This window comes from Pseudomonas sp. LSJ-87 (assembly GCF_032971465.1).
GTDB classification, from domain to species: domain Bacteria; phylum Pseudomonadota; class Gammaproteobacteria; order Pseudomonadales; family Pseudomonadaceae; genus Aquipseudomonas; species Aquipseudomonas putida_Z.
The window spans coordinates 1-18,942 of the sequence record NZ_JAWJYQ010000059.1 but is presented as its reverse complement, the minus strand read 5'-3'; the positions used below and the strand labels follow the sequence as shown (position 1 = coordinate 18,942).

Sequence of the window (18,942 nt, the reverse complement as noted above, 5' to 3'; positions counted from 1 at the left end):
GCTTGCCGGCGATGGGGCGCGAAGCGGCCCCGTATGCTCATTGCATGGATCCGATCAAGGACCACAACGCTGGGTCGTTGAAGTCACGGACAACCAGCTTCGCCCCCGCCGCCAGCAACCGCTCCGGCGTCTGTGTAGTGGCCACGCCCACGGTAAAGATCCCCGCGCCACTCGCTGCCGCCACCCCCGGCAGCGAATCCTCGAAGGCCAGTGCCTGCCCGGCCTCGGCACCCAGCCGCTGCAACCCGGTCAGGTAAGGCAGCGGGTCCGGCTTGGGCCGTGCCAGTTCCTCGGCCACCAGCACATGCGCGAAGCGCTGGCCCAAGCCCATGGCGTTCAACATGTGCTCGGCGTTCAGCCGCGGTGCGTTGGTCACCACGCACATGCCGATGTCATGAGCCTGGGCATGTTCCAGCAGGCGCACAAGGCCCGGCATCGGCTCAAGAGCCGGCGACATGTCGCGGAACAGTGCCTCCTTGCGGTCGGCCAGCTCCTGGCACTGCTCGGCACTGGCACCGGCAAACAGCTCGGCGAACAGCTCGCCGTTGGCGCGGCCGCTGACCTGGGCATCGAACTGCGCCTGGCTCAGCTCGCGCCCGTCATGCTCGCGCAGCAGTTGGCGAAAGGCCTGCAGGTGCAAGGTGTCAGTGTCGGTGAGGGTTCCGTCGAGGTCGAACAGCAGGGCAGTCAGCATTGGGTATCCAGGTCCAAAATCATGGGCGGGCCAGAAGAGAGATTCTTTGCCTTTGGAGTCACGTGAACTTCGCGACTTCCTGAGTGTACTGGAGTACGGCAGCCTTGGCAGAGCTGTGCTCGAACGCGAGGTTGGCGCCTGCGCGTCGAGTCAGCAACTGCCAAAGCTGGAAAGCCAACCGAGTAACCGGCCGTTGGCACGCTCCGGCTTTCGAAGTTTGGTCATCAGTTCTGGTTGGCGGAGGTGGCTGGGCGCAGGTAGCTGATCTTCTGCACCTTGCCGTCGCTGTCACGGTAGGTGAGGGTGGCGGTGTCGGCGTGGTCGGTGGCGTGGCCCGAGGCCTCCACCGCGATCACTTGGGCGATGTCCAGGTTCATGCCGTACTGGTACGGGGAGGCGGTCTGGGCGAAGGCGCCGACGCTGCTGCCGAAGGTCAGGGTGGCGATGGCGATTGCTTTGATGAAGGTCATGATCATGCTCCGTTAGCTTGGGTAGTGGGATCAGCGACTGCTTGCTGCCTGGGTTGAATATTGCGCGATAATATTTAGCGCACAAAATATATTTCCACTATCTGATCTATTGGAGCGCTGCATCGCCGGAAAGATTGTGTGGGTCGCGGCGAGGGCTGATATGTTTCCCGCGTACCGGTTTGCATCTGATCGACGCTGACCTATCAAGGAAGAAAAACAATGAAAACAGTGCTCGGCTTGTTGCTTTTTATCTGCCTGGACATACCTGCATTCGCTGGCTACAAGCCCATTGGCTTCAAGACCTCGACATTATCGGAGAGGCAAACAGACCGTCCGCTGGAGCTGGTCGTCTGGTACCCGAGTACGACCACTGCGCCACCACAGTTGATCGCTGATACCCCGGTTTTCAGCGGTGACCTCGCTGTGCGCGATGCACCTCCAGCTGCAGGCACGTATCCATTGGTGGTGCTTTCCCACGGCTTTCGCGGCAATTGGGGAAACCAGTCGTGGCTGGCCAGTGCACTGGCTCACCAAGGCTACATCGTGGCGGCGGTCAACCACCCCGGCACTACTACCCGCGATCGCAACCCTGAAGCCGCGGCACAGTTGTGGCGGCGTCCCATTGACTTGCAGCGGGCCATCGATGCGGTCATGGCCCAGGCGGATCAGTTCGGGCGGGTGGCGAAGGGCCAAGTTGCAGTGGTCGGCCACTCACTGGGCGGCTGGACCGCGCTGGAAATTGCCGGCGCCCGCTTTGATTCCAAGCGTTTTGCCCAGGACTGTTCCATCCATCCGCAGCTGTCGAGTTGCAGCGTCTACAAGCAGATCAATGCCGACAGCGCCCCGGCATCGAAAGCTCGACTGGGTGGCGATTTGCGCGACAGTCGTGTCACCGCCATCGTTACCCTGGATCTTGGCCTGTCACGTGGCCTGACCGATGAAAGCCTTGCGGCTTTGCCAGTGCCGACGTTGGTGATTGCGGCTGGCGCGCCTTCTGAAGACCTTCCCGCGCAGCTGGAATCTGCTGACCTTGCCAAGCGTCTGCCCTCGGCGACGAGTCGTTATGTCGAGATCGAGGACGCCAGCCATTTCAGCTTCTTGTCGACGTGCAAACCAGGCGCGATGGCGTTGCTCGAAGACGATGCTCCAGGGGATGGTGTCATTTGCCGGGACGGCGATAACGCCCGGTCGCGGGGGGCGATCCAGTTGCAGATCGCCTCGCTGGTGACTGAGTTCCTGGAGCAGCATTTTGGTCGTTGGTCTATGTAACGACGCAGCGATGGGGCGGAACGGTCTGCTCCGACTGGCTGTTACCGACCCACAGCGGGCATCTGTAACCGGGGCCGCTTCGCACCCCATCGCCGGCAAGCGCGGCTCCCACAGTGTCCCTGCTGATTCAATTCGCCATGTGCAGTCAGGTTTGCCGGACCAGCCATATAGCCTTCAGCATCATTGCGGTAGTTTCGCGGTCGCAATTGATCGCAGCCGCCAAACCGTCGACGAAGGGGGCTGTTCAGCGTGCTCCGAAAAGAGTACAAATGTGCTCCATGGACAATCTTACCCCAAAACGCCGCGCCATCTTCGAGTTCATCCGTGAGCGCATCGCCGACCACGGCCAGCCGCCGAGCCTGGCCGATATCGCCACGCGCTTCGGTTTTGCCTCGCGCAGTGTCGCGCGCAAGCACATCACCGCCCTGTGCCAGGCCGGCTACATCGACGTCACGCCGAACCAGGCGCGGGGCATACGCCTGGCCGAACGGCTGCGCCGCCCGGAAATCCTCGAAGTGCCGGTGCTGGGCCAGGTGGCGGCAGGCGCCCCCATCGGCCCGGACCTCGACATTCACGAGCAGTTGCTGCTCGACCCCAGCCTGTTCCGCCGTACCCCCGACTACCTGCTGAAGGTGCGTGGCGACTCGATGATCGACGACGGCATTTTCGACGGCGACCTGGTCGGCATCCTCCAGCAGGCCGATGCCCGCGATGGCCAGATCGTGGTCGCCCGCCTGGACGGCGAGGTGACCATCAAGCGCCTGCAGCGCCAGGGTGGCAATTACCGGCTGTTGCCACGCAACCCGGCCTATGCGCCTATCGATGTGCGGCCTGAACAGGAGTTCTTCATCGAAGGCGTGTTCTGCGGCTTGCTGAGGCGTGACTGATGGGCGCGGTGGTCGACCTCGACAGGTTGCTCGACCAGCGCCGGGTATGGCGCGGTCGGCAGGCCCAGGCGCGGCCGCTCGGCCTGCAGCCCACGGGCCATGCCGCCCTTGATCAATGCCTGCCGGAAGGTGGCTGGCCGGCGGCTGCGCTCAGCGAACTGTTGCTGGCCAGCCCCGGCTGTGGCGAATTGCAGCTGCTGTGGCCAACCCTGGCCCGCTTGAGCGCTGAAGCCAGCCGAATCGTGCTGGTGGCACCGCCATTCATTCCTTACGCCCCGGCCTGGCAGGCCGCGGGGGTAGACCTGCGCTGGCTGGTACAGGTGGACGCCGCACCTGCCGATGCCTTGTGGGCCGCCGAGCAGTGCCTGCGCTCCGGCAGTTGCGCGGCGGTGCTGTGCTGGCCGGAACGTGCCGATGACCGCGCCCTGCGGCGCTTGCAGGTGGCTGCCGAAACCGGCCAGGCGCTGGCCTTCGCCTGCCGGCCGCAACAGGCGGCGCACAACCCTTCGCCCGCAGCGCTGCGCATTGCCGTCGACACCCGCCCGGCACAATGGCGCGTGCTGAAAAGCCGTGGCGGCATGCCCCCGGCGCTGCCCATCGCCTGCCCGGGGCGGGGCTGATGCAACATGCTCTGGGCCTGCATCCTGCTTCCGCAGCTGGCGCTGGACACGGTCCTGCGTGAGCGTGACGACCCTGATACACCCCTGGTGCTGCTTGGCGGGCCGACCCAGCGACGCGTGCTGCAGGCGGTCAACCCGGCCGCGGCCGCGCTCGGCCTGCGGGCCGGGCAAACCCTGACGGCGGCGCGTGCGCTGGCCGATGGCTTCAGCTGCGTCGAAGCCGACCCCAGGCGCATCGACCAGGTGCAGCAGTTGCTGGCAGCCTGGGCCTACCGCTTCAGTGCCCAGGTCAGCCTGCACTACCCACGGGCGCTGTTGCTGGAGGTGGGCTCCAGCCTGCAACTGTTCGGCCCCTGGCCGCTGTTCGAGGCACGCCTGCGCCAGGAACTGGCGGAACTGGGCTTGCGCCAACGCATCGTCCTGGCCAGCAACCCGGTGGCGGCGCGCATGCTCGCCAACGCTCACGATGGCCTGGCCGTGAGTGACGCCGATGCCACCCGTGCGGCGCTGCTGGGCATGCCCATCGAGCGTATCGGCCTGCCTGCGCAGGCTGCCGAGGCCTTTGCCCGCATGGGCCTGCGCCAGTTGAGCCAGGTGCTGGCCTTGCCCCGCGACAGCCTGGCCAGGCGCTTTCCGGCCCAGGTGCAGCTGCACCTTGACCAGTTGCTCGGCCTGCGCAACCTGGGGCTGGGCTTCTACCAGCCGCCGGACCGTTTCGAAGCCCGGCTGGAGCTGAACTTCGACGTCGAATCGCACCAGGCCCTGCTGTTCCCGCTGCGGCGCATGCTCAACGACCTTGCCGCGTTCCTCGCCGGGCGTGACTGTGGCGTGCAGCGTTTCTGCCTGCACCTGGAGCACGCCGAAGGGCCGGATACCTTGCTGCAGGTAGGCCTGCTGGCCGCCGAACGCGATGCGGCAATGTTGTTCGAACTGGCGCGCGGGCGCCTGGAACCGCTGCGCATTCCCGCACCGGTGCGCAACCTGCGGCTGGTTGCCGAGGACCTGCCACCCTTCGTGCCGCAACACCAGGCATTGTTCGACCCGCGTGCGCAACAGGCGCAACCTTGGGAACAATTGCGCGAACGGCTGCGCGCCCGCTTGGGGGATGAGGCGGTCAAGGGCCTGAGCGCGGCAGCCGATCATCGTCCCGAATGTGCCTGGCAAGCGGTAGAGCAGGGTGCCCAGGGCAGCATGCCGGTCGTTCCTGGCAGCCGCCCTGGCTGGCTGCTGTCGGCCCCCATGGCGCTGGACGAAGGCGGCTATCGCCTGCAAGGCCATGCCGAGCGCATCGAGTCGGGCTGGTGGGATGGCGGCGATGTGCGCCGCGACTATTACCGCATCGAAACCCGCGACGGCCTGCGCGGCTGGGCCTACCGCGACCTGGGCAAGGCCGGCCCGTTGTGGCTGCAGGGCTGGTTCGCATGAACACTCCGGGTTATGCCGAGCTGCACTGCCTGTCCAACTTCAGCTTCCAGCGCGGCGCGTCGAGCGCCGACGAGCTGTTCCGGCGCGCGCGAGAACAGGGCTACCAGGCGCTGGCGATCACCGACGAATGCACCCTGGCCGGTATCGTCCGTGCCTGGCAGGCGGCCAAGGAACACCAGCTGCGGCTGATCGTGGGCAGTGAAGTGCAGTTGCAGGACGGCCCCAGGCTGGTGCTGCTGGTGCAGGACCTGATCGGCTACCAGAACCTGTGCGCGCTGATCACCCGGGCCCGGCGGCGGGCGCAGAAGGGCGAGTACCAACTGTTTCGCGATGACCTGCAGCAGCACCATCAGGGCCTGCTGGCATTGTGGATAGCCGATGACAGCGGCGATGCCACCCCCGGGCAGTGGCTGCACGGCGTGTTCGGTGAGCGCCTGTGGCTGGCCGTGCACCTGCACCGCGGCAGTGACGATACCTTGCGCCTTGAACGCTTGCGCGGTCTGGCGGCCAGGGTCGGCATCCGCGCCGTGGCCTGTGGCGACGTGCACATGCACGTGCGCGGTCGCCGCGCCCTGCAAGATTGCATGACCGCCATTCGCCAGCATTGCCTGGTGGCCGAGGCCGGGCGCTTCCTGTTTGCCAATGGCGAGCGGCACCTGCGCAGCCAGGCGCAACTGGGCGAACTCTATCCCGCCGACCTGCTGGCCGAGACCTTGGCGATCGCGGCGCGCTGCCAGTTCGAACTGAGCGAATTGAAATACCAGTACCCACGCGAACTGGTGCCCCAGGGGCATAGCCCGGCGAGCTGGTTGCGCGAATTGTGCCAGCAGGGTTTGCCGTCGCGCTGGCCAGACGGGCCGAGCAGCAAGGTGCGGGATGTGCTGGCCAAGGAGCTGGCGCTGATCGAGGAGCTGGGCTACGAAAGCTACTTCCTGACTGTGCACGACATCGTCGCCTTCGCCCGCAGCCAGCGCATTCTGTGCCAGGGGCGGGGCTCGGCTGCCAACTCGGTGGTGTGCTTCGTGCTGGGCATCACCGAGCTCGACCCCATGCAACACCACCTGTTGTTCGAGCGCTTCCTGTCGCGCGAGCGCAACGAGCCGCCGGACATCGACGTGGACTTCGAGCACGACCGGCGCGAGGAGGTGATCCAGTATGTGTTCCGCCGCTATGGCCGGCACCGGGCGGCGCTCACTGCGGTGGTCAACACCTACCATGCCGCCGGTGCGGTGCGGGATGTGGCGCGGGTGCTGGGGCTGCCGGCCGACCAGGTGGACGCCCTGGCCAAATGCTGTGGCCGCTGGAGCGATCGCATACCCGACGACCAGCGCCTGGCCGAGGCCGGCTTCGAGGCGGGCAGCCCTTCGCTGCGCCGGGTGCTGGTGCTGGCCGGCGAACTGATCGGCTTCCCTCGGCACCTGTCACAGCACCCGGGCGGCTTCGTTATCTCGCAGCAACCCCTGGACGAGCTGGTGCCGGTGGAGAATGCCGCGATGCCGGAGCGCACGGTGATCCAGTGGGACAAGGACGACCTGGACATGGTCGGCCTGCTCAAGGTCGACGTGCTGGCGCTGGGCATGCTCAGCGCCTTGCGCCGTTGCTTCGACCTGCTGCAACGCCACCGTGGCCGGCACCTGACCCTGGCGACCATCCCCGCCGAAGACCCGGCCACCTACGCGATGATCAGCCGTGCCGAGACCATGGGCGTGTTCCAGATCGAGTCCCGCGCGCAAATGGCCATGTTGCCGCGGCTTCGGCCGAAAAAGTTCTACGACCTGGTCATCGAGGTGGCCATCGTCCGCCCCGGGCCGATCCAGGGCGACATGGTCCACCCTTATCTGCGCCGGCGGCTGAAGCAGGAGCCGGTGACGTACCCCTCGCCGCAACTGAAGGAAGTGTTCGAGCGTACCCTGGGCGTGCCGCTGTTCCAGGAGCAGGTGATGGAACTGGCGATGGTCGCGGCCGACTACACCCCGGGCGAGGCCGACCAGTTGCGCCGCAGCATGGCCGCCTGGAAGCGCCACGGCGGCCTGGAGCCGCACCGCGAGCGGCTGGTGCAGGGCATGTTGCGCAATGGTTATGACTTGGCGTTTGCCGAGCGCATCTTCGAGCAGATCAAGGGCTTTGGCAGCTATGGCTTTCCGGAGTCGCACGCGGCCAGCTTTGCCTTGCTGTGCTATGCCAGCAGCTGGCTCAAGTGCCATGAACCGGCGATTTTCACCTGCGCGCTGGTCAACAGCTGGCCCATGGGCTTCTACAGCCCCGACCAGTTGCTGCAAGAGGCCCGGCGCCAGGGTATCGAGGTCAGGCCGGTGGATGTGTGCCACAGTGACTGGGACTGCACGCTCGAGCCTGAGCCTGGAGAGGTGCTGGCCATTCGCATGGGCTTGCGCCTGGTGCGCGGCCTTGCCGAGGCCGATGCCAGGCGCCTGGAGCAGGCGAGGGCGCAGCGGCCATGGCGCGATGTCGAAGACCTGTGCCTGCGTGCCGGGCTCGATTCGCGTGCCCGCGCCCACCTGGCCGATGCCGGCGCGCTGCGCGCCTTGGCCAGCGACCGGCACCAGGCGCGCTGGCAGGTGGCGGCGGTGCAGCCGCAGTTGCCTTTGTTCGCCGATATCGAGGCCTTGCCGGAAAGCACCGTCGAACTGCCCGTTCCCAGCGTGGCAGAGGACCTGATGGCCGATTACCAGGCCCTGGGTACCACGCTTGGGCCGCATCCCTTGACCTTGTTGCGCTCACGCCTGCGGGCACTGGGCTGTCGCAGTTCGCGCGAGCTGCAAGATGTCGGGCATGGTGACAACATTGCCGTGGCCGGGCTGGTGGTGGGCCGCCAGCGGCCCCAGACCGCCAGTGGCGTGACCTTCGTCACCCTGGAGGACGAGCACGGCATGGTCAATGTGGTGGTGTGGCGGGCGCTTGCCGAACGGCAGCGGCGGGCGCTGGTGGGGTCGCAGTTGCTCAAGGTCAGCGGGCGGCTGGAGCAGGAGAATGGCGTGCGCCACCTGATAGCACGGCGGCTGGAGGATGTGAGCCCGCTGTTGCAAGGGCTGGACGTACGCAGCCGGGATTTCCATTGATCCCCGGCACCTCACGCAAAACCCTGATTTTTGCGCGGTCCCTGTGGGAGAGGCTTTAGCCGCGAACACCGGCGCAGCCGGTGCCATGCACCGCGCTGGATTCTTCGCGGCTAAAGCCGCTCCCACAGGGTGCGAGGATTGCTTGCGAATTCAGTTATCTTCGCGACAGTCGCTACACCATCGCCAACCGCTGCTTGCGCGTCGGTGCCGGGAACGCCCGGTCGATCGCCCGCAGGTCTTCGCTGGTCAAGGTCAGCATACCCGCAGCCGCATTCAACCGCACATGCTCGGGCGTCACGGCCTTGGGGATGGCTATCACCCCATCATCACGGGTCACCCAGGCCAGGCTGACCTGGGCCGCCGTGGCACCATGGCGCTCGGCGATTTCCGCCAGCACCGGGTGCTGCAGCAGGCGCCCGGCCTGGGCCAGCGGGCAGTAGGCCATGGTCGGCAGCGCGCGCTTTTCGCACCACGGCAACAGGTCGAACTCGATGCCACGCTGGGCCGGGTTGTACAGCACCTGGTTGGTGGCGCAATCGGGGTTGTGCAGTTCGCGCAGGTCGTCGACGTCGAAATTGGAAACACCCCAGCGCTTGATCTTGCCTTGCTCGCGCAAGCGCTCGAAGGCCTCGACGGTTTCCTCCAGTGGGTGCTGGCCACGCCAGTGCAGCAGGTACAGGTCGATGCAGTCGGTGCCCAGGCGCGTGAGGCTGCGTTCGCAGGCCGCCGCCATACCGCGCCGGCTGGCATTGTGCGGGTACACCTTGCTGACCAGGAATACCTGGTCGCGGCGCCCGGCAATGGCCTGGCCAACCACGTTTTCCGCGCCACCTTCGGCATACATCTCGGCGGTATCGATCAAGCTCAGGCCAAGTTCGATACCCTGTTGCAGGGCCGCCACCTCGGCCGCCTTGCGGGCCGGATCTTCACCCATGTACCAGGTGCCCTGGCCGATGGCCGGAACGCTCGAACCTGCCAGTTTCACGTAACGCATGTCACCTCCGGGATGCGGGTATTGGAAAGCAGTACCTCAAGCAGCGCTTGCGCCGCCGTGGAAAGCTTGTGTTCGCTGAGGGCAATCACGCCGATGCGGCGCTCGACCGTGGGCTCGACCAGGGTGACGCAGCGGGCGCCAAGCTCCTGCATCTGGTTGATGCACAGCGCCGGCACGGCACTGACCCCCAGGCCACTGGCAACCATGCGGCCGATGGTCGACAGCTGGTGGCTCTCGAAAGCCACCGCCAGTTTGCCGTGCTGGGCGGCCACGTTCTGTTCCATCAGCAGGCGCACCGCCGAAGGGCGTTGCAGGGCCACGAAGTCTTCGGCCAGCAACTGTGCCCAGCTGACCTGGGGCAGCTGCGCCAAGGGCGAATCGGCGGGCACCACGGCGACGAAGCGGTCCATGTACAACGGGTGGAAATCCAGGCCATCGATGTTGTCCGGTTCGAAGCCGATGCCCAGTTCGACGCGGCGATGGCGCACCAGTTCCTGCACCTGTTCGTTGATCACATCGTGCACCGTGACGTTGACCTTCGGGTAACGCTGGCGAAATACCTTCAGCGAGTAGGGCAGCAGATTGCCGGCAAAGGCCGGCATGGCCGCCACCGAAACCCGGCCCAGTTGCAGGGTGAAACGCTGGCGCAGCATTTCTTCGGTGTCGTCCCAGTCGGCCAGCAGGCGCCGCGCCAGTGGCAGCAGTACCTCGCCCTCGGCAGTCAGGCTGACGCTGCGTGTTGTGCGGCTCAGCAGGGCGCCGCCAAGGTTTTCTTCCAGGGCCTTGATGGTCAGGCTCAGGGCCGGTTGCGAGACATGCAGGTGTTCACCGGCCTGGGCGAAGCTCTGGTACTTGGCCACAGCGACAAAGGCGCGCAGTTGCTTGACGTTCATGACAGGCCTTTTGGTTGTTTTGCAAAAGTTATCAATCGATGATGAAAACAAAATTAACAAATCAGTCGCTTGCGGTGAAGATGTCCCCACACGCTCACCGACAGCCTCGTCGGTTCAACAACTACAAAAGGCGGATCAGCATGGCCGGACTGGACAAGCGCGTTGCAACCTATGAACAGGCCCTCGAAGGCCTGACCGACAACATGACGGTACTGGCTGGTGGTTTCGGCCTGTGCGGCATCCCGGAAAACCTTATCAGCGAAATCAAGCGCCGTGGCGTCAAGGGCCTGACCGTGGTCTCCAACAACTGCGGTGTCGATGGCTTTGGCCTGGGCGTGCTGCTGGAAGACCGGCAGATCCGCAAGATGGTCGCTTCCTACGTGGGCGAGAACGCCGAGTTCGAACGCCAGCTGCTGAGCGGCGAGCTGGAAGTGGAACTGACCCCGCAAGGCACCCTCGCCGAGAAAATGCGCGCCGGTGGCGCCGGCATCCCGGCCTTCTACACGGCCACCGGCTACGGCACCCCGGTTGCCGATGGCAAGGAAGTGCGCGAGTTCAACGGCCGCAAGTACATCCTCGAAGAATCCATCACCGGCGACTTCGCCATCGTCAAGGGCTGGAAGGCTGACCACTACGGCAACGTGGTGTACCGCAACACCGCGCAAAACTTCAACCCGCTGGCGGCCACCGCCGGCAAGATCACCGTGGTCGAAGTGGAAGAGATCGTCGAACCTGGCGTGCTGCTGCCCAGCGAGATCCACACCCCGGGCATCTACGTGGACCGCGTTATCGTCGGCACCTTCGAAAAGCGTATCGAAAAGCGCACCGTCAAGGCCTGAGCGCCATCCACCAGAACAACAAAGAGATCCTGACCATGGCACTGACCCGCGAACAGATGGCGCAACGCGTCGCCCGTGAACTGAAGGACGGCTACTACGTCAACCTGGGCATCGGCATTCCGACCCTGGTGGCCAACTACGTACCCGCCGACATGGATGTGATGCTGCAATCGGAAAACGGCCTGCTCGGCATGGGCGAATTTCCCACCGAAGGCACCATCGATGCCGACATGATCAACGCCGGCAAGCAGACCGTCACCGCCCGCCGCGGTGCCTCGATCTTCGATTCGGCGCAGTCGTTCGCCATGATCCGTGGCGGCCATGTCGACCTGACCGTGCTCGGCGCTTTCGAAGTGGATGTGCAAGGCAACATCGCCTCGTGGATGATCCCGGGCAAGCTGGTGAAGGGCATGGGCGGCGCCATGGACCTGGTGGCCGGTGCCGAGAACATCATCGTCACCATGACCCACGCTTCCAAGGACGGCGAGTCCAAGCTGCTGCCGCAGTGCAGCCTGCCGTTGACCGGCGCTGGCTGCATCCGCAAGGTGCTGACCGACCTGGCCTACCTGGAAATCGAAGACGGCGCCTTCATCCTGCGCGAGACCGCGCCCGGGGTGAGCGTTGAGGAAATCATCGAGAAAACCGCCGGCAAGCTGATCGTGCCGGATGATGTGAAGGAAATGACCTTCTAACGCATCATGTGATCCTACCCTGTGGGAGCGGGCGTGCCCGCGAATGCTGCGGTGAATTTACCGACGCATTCGCGGGCACGCCCGCTCCCACAGGGTTTTTGCGTTGTCTGGCAGTACTGCTTTACCTCATAAAACCAATAAAAGGAATTGAACTGTGGCCGCTGAAATCCAAGACAGCCGTTCCGCGCGCTTTGCCTTGCGCTGCTCCAACTGGGCCGAACGCTGGTTCCCCGATTCCTGGGTGTTTGCCGCCCTGGCGGTGCTGCTGGTGTGCATCGGCGCCCTGGCCATGGGCGCCAAGCCGACCGACACCGCCAAGGCCTTTGGCGATGGCTTCTGGAGCCTGATCCCGTTCACCATGCAGATGGCCTTCGTGGTCATCGGCGGCTATGTGGTGGCGAGCTCGCCGCCCGCGGCGCGGCTGATCGACCGCCTGGCGCGCATCCCCGGCAATGGCCGTTCGGCAGTATGCTGGGTGGCGCTGATCTCGATGCTGGCATCGCTGCTCAACTGGGGCCTGTCGCTGGTGTTCGGCGGCCTGCTGGTGCGCGCCCTGGCCCGGCGCACCGAACTGAAGATGGACTACCGCGCCGCCGGTGCAGCCGCCTATCTGGGCCTGGGCGCCGTGTGGGCGCTGGGCCTGTCTTCGTCGGCGGCGCAACTGCAGGCCAACCCGGCCAGCCTGCCACCGTCGATCCTGTCGATTACCGGGGTGATCCCGTTCACCGAAACCATCTTCCTCTGGCAGTCCGGCGTGATGCTGGCGGCGTTGGTGGTGGTCTCGCTGGTGATCGCCTACGCCACGGCCCCGGGCCCGAACAGTGCGCGCAGCGCCCAGGACTGTGGGGTCGACCCCAGCTTCACCGCGCCACCGGCACCCCAGCGCACCCGCCCGGGCGAGTGGCTGGAACACAGCCCCATCCTGATCCTGCTGCTGGTGGCCCTGGCTGCCGGCTGGTTGTACCAGGAGTTCGCCACCAAGCCGGCGATTACCGCCATTTCCGGGCTGAACACCTACAACCTGTTGTTCATCATGCTCGGTGCCTTGCTGCACTGGCGCCCGCGCAGCTTCCTCGATGCGGTGGCGCGCGCGGTGCCGACCACCACCGGGGTGCTGATCCAGTTTCCGCTGTATGGCTCGATCGCGGCCATCCTCACCCAGGTGAAGGGCCTCGACGAGCAGACTTTGGCCCACCACATTTCGCTGTTCTTCACCCAGATCGCCACGCATGACACCTATGCCGTGCTGATGGGCGTGTATTCGGCGGTGCTGGGCTTCTTCATCCCATCGGGTGGTGGCAAGTGGATCATCGAGGCACCTTACGTGATGCTGGTGGCCAATGACCTGCAGTACCACCTGGGCTGGGCAGTGCAGATCTACAACGCCGCCGAAGCCTTGCCGAACCTGATCAACCCGTTCTACATGCTGCCGCTGCTGGGGGTACTGGGGCTCAAGGCACGCGACCTGATCGGCTTCTCGTTCGTGCAGTTGCTGGTGCACGTGCCGCTGGTGCTGGTGTTGCTGTGGGCATTGGGTACGACGTTGCAGTACCTGCCGCCGGTGATGCCGTAAAGTCGGGCCGCTGCGCGGCCCATCGCTGGCAAGCCAGGCTCCCACATCGACTGCATTGGCCCCAAGCCATGCGCAGTACCTGTGGGAGCCTGGCTTGCCGGCGATGGGCTGCACAGCAGCCCCAGCATTTCCTGAGCAGTCCACGTATGATGGCCAGGCTGCCTTCGCCTGGGAAACCCGCGTCACATGTCTATCCGATTGAAACTGCTGCGAAAGAAACTGGGGATGACCCTGGAGCTGCTGGCCGACAAGACCGGCATGACCAAGAGCTACCTGTCCAAGGTCGAACGTGGCCTGAACACCCCCTCGATCGCCGCCGCGCTGAAGCTGGCGCGGGCACTGAATGTCAATGTCGAAGAACTGTTCGCCGAAGAGCAGGCCGGCCAGAGCCGCTACAGCCTGGTGCGCCATGGCGAGCGCCAGGCCCTGGTGGGTGACGGGGCAGGGCCGGGCTACGCGGCCCTCACCAGCCAGGTCGGGCAGCGCAGCCTGCTGCCTTTCCTGATCCAGCCGCCGACCGAGTTCAGCGACCCCACGTTCAAGGAACACCTGGGCGAAGAATTTCTGTTCGTCCACGCCGGCCAGGTGGAGGTGGACTTCATGAACGAGCGAGTGCTGCTGGAGCAAGGCGATGCCCTGCATTTCAATGCCCAGACTCCCCACCGGCTAAGGTCGGTGGGGCCGCTGCCGGCGCAGTTGCTGGTCGTGGTACACCACGCAGACGAGTAACACGTTGGGGCGCCAAAGTGCCCCACGGCCTTGCCTTTCTCAGCGATGAAACGTTGGCGCCACCAAGACAGCGCCCTTTGCTCAACTTGTGCGTCGATATTTTGACGATACTGTTGGGCGCCTATTGAATTTTATTATAGTGTCGAATCGTTGACGCAATGTCATTGTGTTCATAAGCTCAATTCAACAGTGAAACAACTCCCGAACACCACGCCAACAAATAGTTGATTTTCCTCTTTACAGGAGGGGCGTATGCGCACGGCTCTGATTATCAAATCGATGTCTTTGCTGGCGCTGATGAGTGGCGCGGCGCGTGCGGCGGATATGTATATCAATCAGAACAGTATCATCCCTGTTTCAACCGCAGGGTGGTTCTTTGCATTTGCTGTCGTTGGCTTTGTGGCAGTCGCCAACAGGAAACAGATCTGAGTCCGCCAGCCTGGGTTTAACCCTTGACACCAGCGGCCCGGGGCCTGGCTTGTCAATTCCCCAGCCGTTGCTATATTGCCAGTAGCCCGTGCAGGTCCACGGTTGCAGGCACACAGCGTCAAGGCAAGGCCTCTGGAAGATCGAGGCCATCGCGGTTGGTGTATGCCGCGAAGCGGAGCGAGAGTTGGTGTGTTGTTCTCATTCAGTGCTCTTTGTCGGGCCTTTTCGGCCGGAGGGACCCTCATGGTGCGTTCAATGTTTGCCGCGTTCTGCATGCTGATGGTGTGGTCTGGTGCCGGTACGGCCGACCCGCACAGTGCTACCTACCTGCTCAGCCCCGGCGATGTGGTGATGGTTTCGGTATGGCAGGAAGACAGCCTGCGCCAGGAAGCCACCGTACTTCCCGATGGCAGTATCACGTTCCCCCTGGCCGGGCGCATCGATGTTGCCGGGCTGGATGTGACGACCGTTGAAAAACAAGTGGCTGCCAAACTCGAGAAGTTTCTCCCCGACCCGAATGTCAGCGTTGTCGTCAAGAGCATCGCCGGCAACCTGGTCTATGTACAAGGCAAAGTGATCAAGCCCGGGCCGGTACAAATGGCAGGCCCTACGGCAGTGCTGCAGGCTTTGAGCATGTCGGGCGGCCTCGACAAGTTTGCAGATGAAAGTGAAATCAAAGTAGTGCGTGGCACCGGCGCTTCCCAAAAAATTCTGCCCGTGCGATATAGAGACCTGGTGTCTGGCCGGGATATGTCCACCAACATCCAACTGCAGGCTGGCGATACGCTGGTCGTTCCTTGATCTTGCCTTTAATAAGAACACTTAATGCCTCTTCTCAGAACAACTAGCATTGCAACGGCAATCTTGGTGTTGCCGTTTACGGACACAGTCCTGGCAGCAAATTGGCAGTCTACGGTGGTGGTACCGACATCCGTCGAACATGACAGCAACCCCTTGCTGCTGTCGTCGGGTGAAAAGGGTATAACGCGCACGATCATCGCGCCGGATTACACCCTGATCGGTACCTTCGACCGTGACGAACTGAGGTTGGGGCTGGGCGTGCATGTATTGCGCTCGTCCGACACGGCGGTGGTCGACAACCGTGAGGACCCCGACGTAAGCCTGGGCTGGCAGCGCCAGACCGAGCGCGGGCGGTTTGGCCTGCTGGCGCGTTACAACGAAAGTTCGACGCTGTCGGGAACGGTGCTGGATACCGGCGTGGTCACCACCGATGGCACGCAAAAGCTGTATACGCTGGCCGGCAACTGGAGCCAGGCGGTTACCGAACGCAGCACCTTGAGCAACGAAACCACGTACAACCGTGCCCGTTATGACATCAGTACGCTGACGGGCTACGAAGAACTGGGCAACGTGTTCACCTGGACCTACGCCTGGAGCGAGCGGGCTGATCTGTACAGCCGCTTTGGCGCCCGGCGCTACGAGCCCGAGCAGGACCAGACGGCGACGGCGTCCAACAGCTACAGCCCGGCGGTCGGGGTCAAGTACCAGTTCTCCGAACGCCTCAGCGCCGATGCGCATGTGGGTGTCACCGAGGTTTCCGGTGACGAAGGTGGCCGACGCGGGGAGGGTGGGGTAGCGCTGCTGTATACCGGTGCGCGCGCCGTCGCCAGCTTTACCGCCGAACGCAGCACGGTGGCCAGCGCCGAAGGCGGCTTCGCCGAGCTGGACCAGGTGCGCGGTGTGTGGAGTTACGCCGTCAGCGAATTGACCCGGGTGGGCGCGGACACTGCCTGGCAAGACAGCAAAGGGCAGACCCCCAACACCCTGCAGACCTACAGCGTGTGGGCCAGCCGCGAGTTTTCGCCGTACTGGGACCTGCGCCTGTCGCTGATGTACAAGGATCGGCAGCAGGATCACGAAGCTGATGCGAACGCTACGATCGTGGGTTTGACGTTGACGTACAGGTACCCCGACATCTGAACTTCAGGCAGGTGGCCCCATGAAGTCCGACTACGAGCTCTCCCTCAGAGATTACATCGCCATAATCAAGGACCGGGCCCTGTTGTTGGGGGTGAGCATCGTAGTCATTCTGGCCGCGACCGTCGCTGTCGCAGTGATGGTGCCGCCGATCTACCAGTCGACCGGCACCATCCTGGTGGAGTCGCAGCAGATTTCCCCCGAGCTGGTATCGACCAACAACACCAGCTTTGCCGATGAACGCATCGAAGTGATTCGCCAGCGGGTGATGACCCGCGAGAACCTGCTGCGCATCATCGACAAGTACAACCTGTTCCCCGACAAGCGCTTCAGCGATAGCGACAAGATCGACCACATGCGCAGTGCCATCGTGGTCGAAACCCTCACCACCTATGTACGCGGGCGCGGTGAAGCGACCGTGGCGTTCAATGTGTCCTTCGAGCACAAGCAGCCGGAGGTGGCCAAGGAAGTTGCCGACGAGTTGGTCACGCTGTTCCTCAACGAGAACCTCAAGCAGCGTACCGAGCGGGCCAACGAAACCACCGAGTTCCTCACCCAGGAGGCGAACAAGCTGGGTGCCGAGCTGGCCAGCCTGGAAAACCAGCTGGCGGATTTCAAGCAGGCCCACGCCAATGCCTTGCCCGAGCACCAGACCCTGCGCATGAACATGCTGTCACGCTCGGAGCTGGAGTTCCGCGAGGTCGACCGTGATTACAAGGCCGCCCAGGAAGAGCTGCGTTACCTTGAGCTGGAACTGTCCGCGGCCAGTGCCGGGCTGGCTACCAAGGTCGGCGAAGGCCCCAGGGTGGCCAGTGCCGAGCAGCCCCAGGACCTGCCCAGCCTGAAAGCCGAGTATGCCCGGCTGCTGAGCCGCTACAAGGAAGCCCACCCCGATGTGGTGGCGGTCAAGCGCAGGATCCAGGCGCTCGAAGCCAGTGGCAATCGCACGGCTGCGGCCTCCACGGTCGGCCTCGATGTCGCCCGCGTGCGCGCCAAGATGAGCGCGGCACAGGTGCGCATAGCTTCGCTGGCCGAGCAGAAGCGCGAGCTGACCCGCAAGATGGAAGGCTACGAGGCCGAGATCCTCGAGGCGCCGCAGGTCGAGCGTGGCCTGGTGACCTTGATGCGTGACCACGACAACGCGCGCAAGAAGTACGAGGAAATCCGCGCCAAGGAAATGGGCGCGAAGATTACCGAAAGCCTCGAGCAGGAGAACAAGGCTGAGCGCTTTGTGCTGCTGGAGCCACCGCTGATGCCCGAGAAACCGATCAAGCCCAACCGCAAGAAAATCGCTGCGCTGGGCCTGGTGCTGGCACCGGCAGGTGGCGGTGCGCTGGTGATGCTGCTGGAAATGCTCAACCAGCGCATTCGCGGCGTCGGTGCCTTGGAAAACCTGCTGGGCAGGCGGGTGCTGGTGGCACTGCCATACATCGATACCAAGGCCGATGTGGCCAGGCGCAAGCGTTGGCGCAACTGGCTGATCCTGGCTGCACTGGTGCTGGCGGCTATCATGGTGGTGCTGGTGCACGTGTTCTACATGCCACTGGATGTGCTGTTGTTCAAAGTCATGTCTCGGTTTGCATAGGAAAGCAGTGATGGACAGGACCAAGCCGGCTGTTGGCAATAATCTTCACCAGGTTACCCCGGGTACCCCGCAGGCCTTGTCACCCGCCCCAGGTACGGCGCTGGCGGAAGTGCCTGGCCAGTTCGATTACGTGAACACCAAGGTGGTGCCGCTGCGCGCGGAGCACCTGGAGCGTCACCGTATCGTCGCCTACAACAAGAACTCAAACATGAACGGGCCGATCGACCTGTTGCGCACGCAAGTGCTCAGGACCATGGACGAGAATGGCTGGCGAACCTTGGCCATCACCTCGCCAACCCCTGAAGCGGGCAAGACGGTGCTGTCGATCAACCTGGCCATGAGCATCGCCCACCACACCACCAAGACTGCGTTGCTGGTGGACTTCGACCTGCGTCGGCCCAAGGTCGGCAGCAGCCTGGGCCTGCCCATGGACCAGGCGTTGAACGAGTTTCTGACGGACAAGGCCGAGCTGCAGGACTGCCTGGTCAACCCGACCTTGCCTCGGTTCGTGGTACTGCCCACGCGGGTACCGGTGCCGTTGTCTACCGAAATGCTGTCGTCGCCCAAAGTGAACAACCTGATCAGCGAACTGCGCAACCGCTACGAGTCGCGCATCTGCATTTTCGATTTGCCGCCGTTGCTCAGCTCTGACGATGCGATCACCGTGATACCCAAGTTCGACTGTGTGCTGCTGGTGGTGGCCAACGGTATGAACAACAGGAAGGAAATCGAAGATTGCCTGCATCACCTGGCCAGGGTGAACCTGGTGGGGACGGTATTGAACAAGGCTGACGAGCAGCCTCGGACCTATTATTGAGGCACAGGATT

The 18,942-nt window shown here is 64.0% G+C and carries 18 protein-coding genes; 14 read left to right on the top strand and 4 right to left on the bottom strand.

Annotation, left to right across the window (positions count from 1 at the left end):
- Nucleotides 1-37: 37 nt before the first annotated feature.
- On the bottom strand, nucleotides 38-694 hold the full coding sequence (locus RYH74_RS24305) for an HAD family phosphatase (RefSeq protein ID WP_317410388.1): 657 nt from the start codon (nucleotides 692-694) through the stop codon (nucleotides 38-40).
- 224 nt (nucleotides 695-918) lie between these two features.
- Nucleotides 919-1,164 (bottom strand): DUF2790 domain-containing protein, encoded by a 246-nt coding sequence (locus RYH74_RS24300; RefSeq protein ID WP_084785190.1) that lies wholly within the window; start codon nucleotides 1,162-1,164, stop codon nucleotides 919-921.
- A 219-nt stretch (nucleotides 1,165-1,383) separates the two neighbouring features.
- Between RYH74_RS24300 and RYH74_RS24295 the strand changes: the two genes are divergently transcribed.
- The 5 genes from RYH74_RS24295 (at nucleotide 1,384) to RYH74_RS24275 (ending at nucleotide 8,442) form a co-directional block, all read left to right on the top strand.
- Complete coding sequence (locus tag RYH74_RS24295) at nucleotides 1,384-2,433, top strand: alpha/beta hydrolase family protein (protein ID WP_317410385.1); 1,050 nt, start codon at nucleotides 1,384-1,386, stop codon at nucleotides 2,431-2,433.
- A 269-nt stretch (nucleotides 2,434-2,702) separates the two neighbouring features.
- Nucleotides 2,703-3,320: a transcriptional repressor LexA gene (gene lexA / locus RYH74_RS24290; RefSeq protein ID WP_025339260.1), complete on the top strand. Its 618-nt coding sequence runs from the start codon at nucleotides 2,703-2,705 to the stop codon at nucleotides 3,318-3,320.
- Nucleotides 3,320-3,940, top strand: coding sequence for a translesion DNA synthesis-associated protein ImuA (gene imuA / locus RYH74_RS24285; RefSeq protein WP_025339259.1), 621 nt, complete (start codon nucleotides 3,320-3,322; stop codon nucleotides 3,938-3,940). The genes lexA and imuA overlap by 1 nt, the downstream gene beginning before the upstream one ends.
- Before the next feature lie 6 nt (nucleotides 3,941-3,946).
- On the top strand, nucleotides 3,947-5,365 hold the full coding sequence (locus RYH74_RS24280) for a Y-family DNA polymerase (RefSeq protein ID WP_286099943.1): 1,419 nt from the start codon (nucleotides 3,947-3,949) through the stop codon (nucleotides 5,363-5,365).
- Nucleotides 5,362-8,442: an error-prone DNA polymerase gene (locus RYH74_RS24275; protein WP_317410382.1), complete on the top strand. Its 3,081-nt coding sequence runs from the start codon at nucleotides 5,362-5,364 to the stop codon at nucleotides 8,440-8,442. The genes RYH74_RS24280 and RYH74_RS24275 overlap by 4 nt, the downstream gene beginning before the upstream one ends.
- A gap of 172 nt (nucleotides 8,443-8,614) precedes the next feature.
- On the opposite strand, the gene RYH74_RS24270 is transcribed toward RYH74_RS24275, so the two are convergent.
- Complete coding sequence (locus tag RYH74_RS24270; RefSeq protein ID WP_075045304.1) at nucleotides 8,615-9,436, bottom strand: aldo/keto reductase; 822 nt, start codon at nucleotides 9,434-9,436, stop codon at nucleotides 8,615-8,617.
- Nucleotides 9,424-10,329 (bottom strand): LysR family transcriptional regulator, encoded by a 906-nt coding sequence (locus RYH74_RS24265; RefSeq protein ID WP_025339255.1) that lies wholly within the window; start codon nucleotides 10,327-10,329, stop codon nucleotides 9,424-9,426. The genes RYH74_RS24270 and RYH74_RS24265 overlap by 13 nt, the downstream gene beginning before the upstream one ends.
- 140 nt (nucleotides 10,330-10,469) lie before the next feature.
- Here RYH74_RS24265 and RYH74_RS24260 point away from each other — a divergent pair, with 140 nt between their 5' ends.
- The 9 genes from RYH74_RS24260 (at nucleotide 10,470) to RYH74_RS24220 (ending at nucleotide 18,931) form a co-directional block, all read left to right on the top strand.
- Nucleotides 10,470-11,168, top strand: coding sequence for a CoA transferase subunit A (locus tag RYH74_RS24260; RefSeq protein ID WP_015270421.1), 699 nt, complete (start codon nucleotides 10,470-10,472; stop codon nucleotides 11,166-11,168).
- A 35-nt stretch (nucleotides 11,169-11,203) separates the two neighbouring features.
- On the top strand, nucleotides 11,204-11,860 hold the full coding sequence (locus tag RYH74_RS24255; RefSeq protein ID WP_025339254.1) for a CoA transferase subunit B: 657 nt from the start codon (nucleotides 11,204-11,206) through the stop codon (nucleotides 11,858-11,860).
- Between the two features lie 154 nt (nucleotides 11,861-12,014).
- Nucleotides 12,015-13,433, top strand: a complete 1,419-nt coding sequence (locus tag RYH74_RS24250) for a short-chain fatty acid transporter (RefSeq protein WP_075045303.1) — start codon at nucleotides 12,015-12,017, stop codon at nucleotides 13,431-13,433.
- A 186-nt stretch (nucleotides 13,434-13,619) separates the two neighbouring features.
- On the top strand, nucleotides 13,620-14,162 hold the full coding sequence (locus tag RYH74_RS24245; protein WP_075045302.1) for a helix-turn-helix domain-containing protein: 543 nt from the start codon (nucleotides 13,620-13,622) through the stop codon (nucleotides 14,160-14,162).
- A 252-nt stretch (nucleotides 14,163-14,414) separates the two neighbouring features.
- Complete coding sequence (eppA, locus tag RYH74_RS24240) at nucleotides 14,415-14,591, top strand: EPS-associated small membrane protein EppA (RefSeq protein ID WP_075045301.1); 177 nt, start codon at nucleotides 14,415-14,417, stop codon at nucleotides 14,589-14,591.
- A gap of 243 nt (nucleotides 14,592-14,834) precedes the next feature.
- The gene (locus RYH74_RS24235) at nucleotides 14,835-15,392 is read left to right on the top strand and encodes a polysaccharide biosynthesis/export family protein (protein WP_286099940.1); all 558 of its coding nucleotides are present in this window, start codon (nucleotides 14,835-14,837) and stop codon (nucleotides 15,390-15,392) included.
- A gap of 24 nt (nucleotides 15,393-15,416) precedes the next feature.
- Nucleotides 15,417-16,532 carry a hypothetical protein gene (locus tag RYH74_RS24230; protein WP_317410380.1) on the top strand — a complete coding sequence of 372 codons (1,116 nt, stop codon included), beginning with the start codon at nucleotides 15,417-15,419 and terminating at the stop codon, nucleotides 16,530-16,532.
- 19 nt (nucleotides 16,533-16,551) lie between these two features.
- Nucleotides 16,552-18,114 (top strand): GumC family protein, encoded by a 1,563-nt coding sequence (locus RYH74_RS24225; protein ID WP_085593461.1) that lies wholly within the window; start codon nucleotides 16,552-16,554, stop codon nucleotides 18,112-18,114.
- Nucleotides 18,115-18,124: 10 nt separating this feature from the next.
- Nucleotides 18,125-18,931 (top strand): CpsD/CapB family tyrosine-protein kinase, encoded by an 807-nt coding sequence (locus RYH74_RS24220; RefSeq protein WP_075045300.1) that lies wholly within the window; start codon nucleotides 18,125-18,127, stop codon nucleotides 18,929-18,931.
- Nucleotides 18,932-18,942: the final 11 nt, after the last annotated feature.

What these genes read in the sequence shown, in the direction of transcription:
- RYH74_RS24305 (WP_317410388.1), bottom strand. Translation starts at nt 694, where the DNA reads ATGCTGACTGCCCTGCTGTTCGACCTCGACGGAACCCTCACCGACACT.
- RYH74_RS24300 (WP_084785190.1), bottom strand. Translation starts at nt 1,164, where the DNA reads ATGACCTTCATCAAAGCAATCGCCATCGCCACCCTGACCTTCGGCAGC.
- RYH74_RS24295 (WP_317410385.1), top strand. Translation starts at nt 1,384, where the DNA reads ATGAAAACAGTGCTCGGCTTGTTGCTTTTTATCTGCCTGGACATACCT.
- lexA (WP_025339260.1), top strand. Translation starts at nt 2,703, where the DNA reads ATGTGCTCCATGGACAATCTTACCCCAAAACGCCGCGCCATCTTCGAG.
- imuA (WP_025339259.1), top strand. Translation starts at nt 3,320, where the DNA reads ATGGGCGCGGTGGTCGACCTCGACAGGTTGCTCGACCAGCGCCGGGTA.
- RYH74_RS24280 (WP_286099943.1), top strand. Translation starts at nt 3,947, where the DNA reads ATGCTCTGGGCCTGCATCCTGCTTCCGCAGCTGGCGCTGGACACGGTC.
- RYH74_RS24275 (WP_317410382.1), top strand. Translation starts at nt 5,362, where the DNA reads ATGAACACTCCGGGTTATGCCGAGCTGCACTGCCTGTCCAACTTCAGC.
- RYH74_RS24270 (WP_075045304.1), bottom strand. Translation starts at nt 9,436, where the DNA reads ATGCGTTACGTGAAACTGGCAGGTTCGAGCGTTCCGGCCATCGGCCAG.
- RYH74_RS24265 (WP_025339255.1), bottom strand. Translation starts at nt 10,329, where the DNA reads ATGAACGTCAAGCAACTGCGCGCCTTTGTCGCTGTGGCCAAGTACCAG.
- RYH74_RS24260 (WP_015270421.1), top strand. Translation starts at nt 10,470, where the DNA reads ATGGCCGGACTGGACAAGCGCGTTGCAACCTATGAACAGGCCCTCGAA.
- RYH74_RS24255 (WP_025339254.1), top strand. Translation starts at nt 11,204, where the DNA reads ATGGCACTGACCCGCGAACAGATGGCGCAACGCGTCGCCCGTGAACTG.
- RYH74_RS24245 (WP_075045302.1), top strand. Translation starts at nt 13,620, where the DNA reads ATGTCTATCCGATTGAAACTGCTGCGAAAGAAACTGGGGATGACCCTG.
- eppA (WP_075045301.1), top strand. Translation starts at nt 14,415, where the DNA reads ATGCGCACGGCTCTGATTATCAAATCGATGTCTTTGCTGGCGCTGATG.
- RYH74_RS24235 (WP_286099940.1), top strand. Translation starts at nt 14,835, where the DNA reads ATGGTGCGTTCAATGTTTGCCGCGTTCTGCATGCTGATGGTGTGGTCT.
- RYH74_RS24230 (WP_317410380.1), top strand. Translation starts at nt 15,417, where the DNA reads ATGCCTCTTCTCAGAACAACTAGCATTGCAACGGCAATCTTGGTGTTG.
- RYH74_RS24225 (WP_085593461.1), top strand. Translation starts at nt 16,552, where the DNA reads ATGAAGTCCGACTACGAGCTCTCCCTCAGAGATTACATCGCCATAATC.
- RYH74_RS24220 (WP_075045300.1), top strand. Translation starts at nt 18,125, where the DNA reads ATGGACAGGACCAAGCCGGCTGTTGGCAATAATCTTCACCAGGTTACC.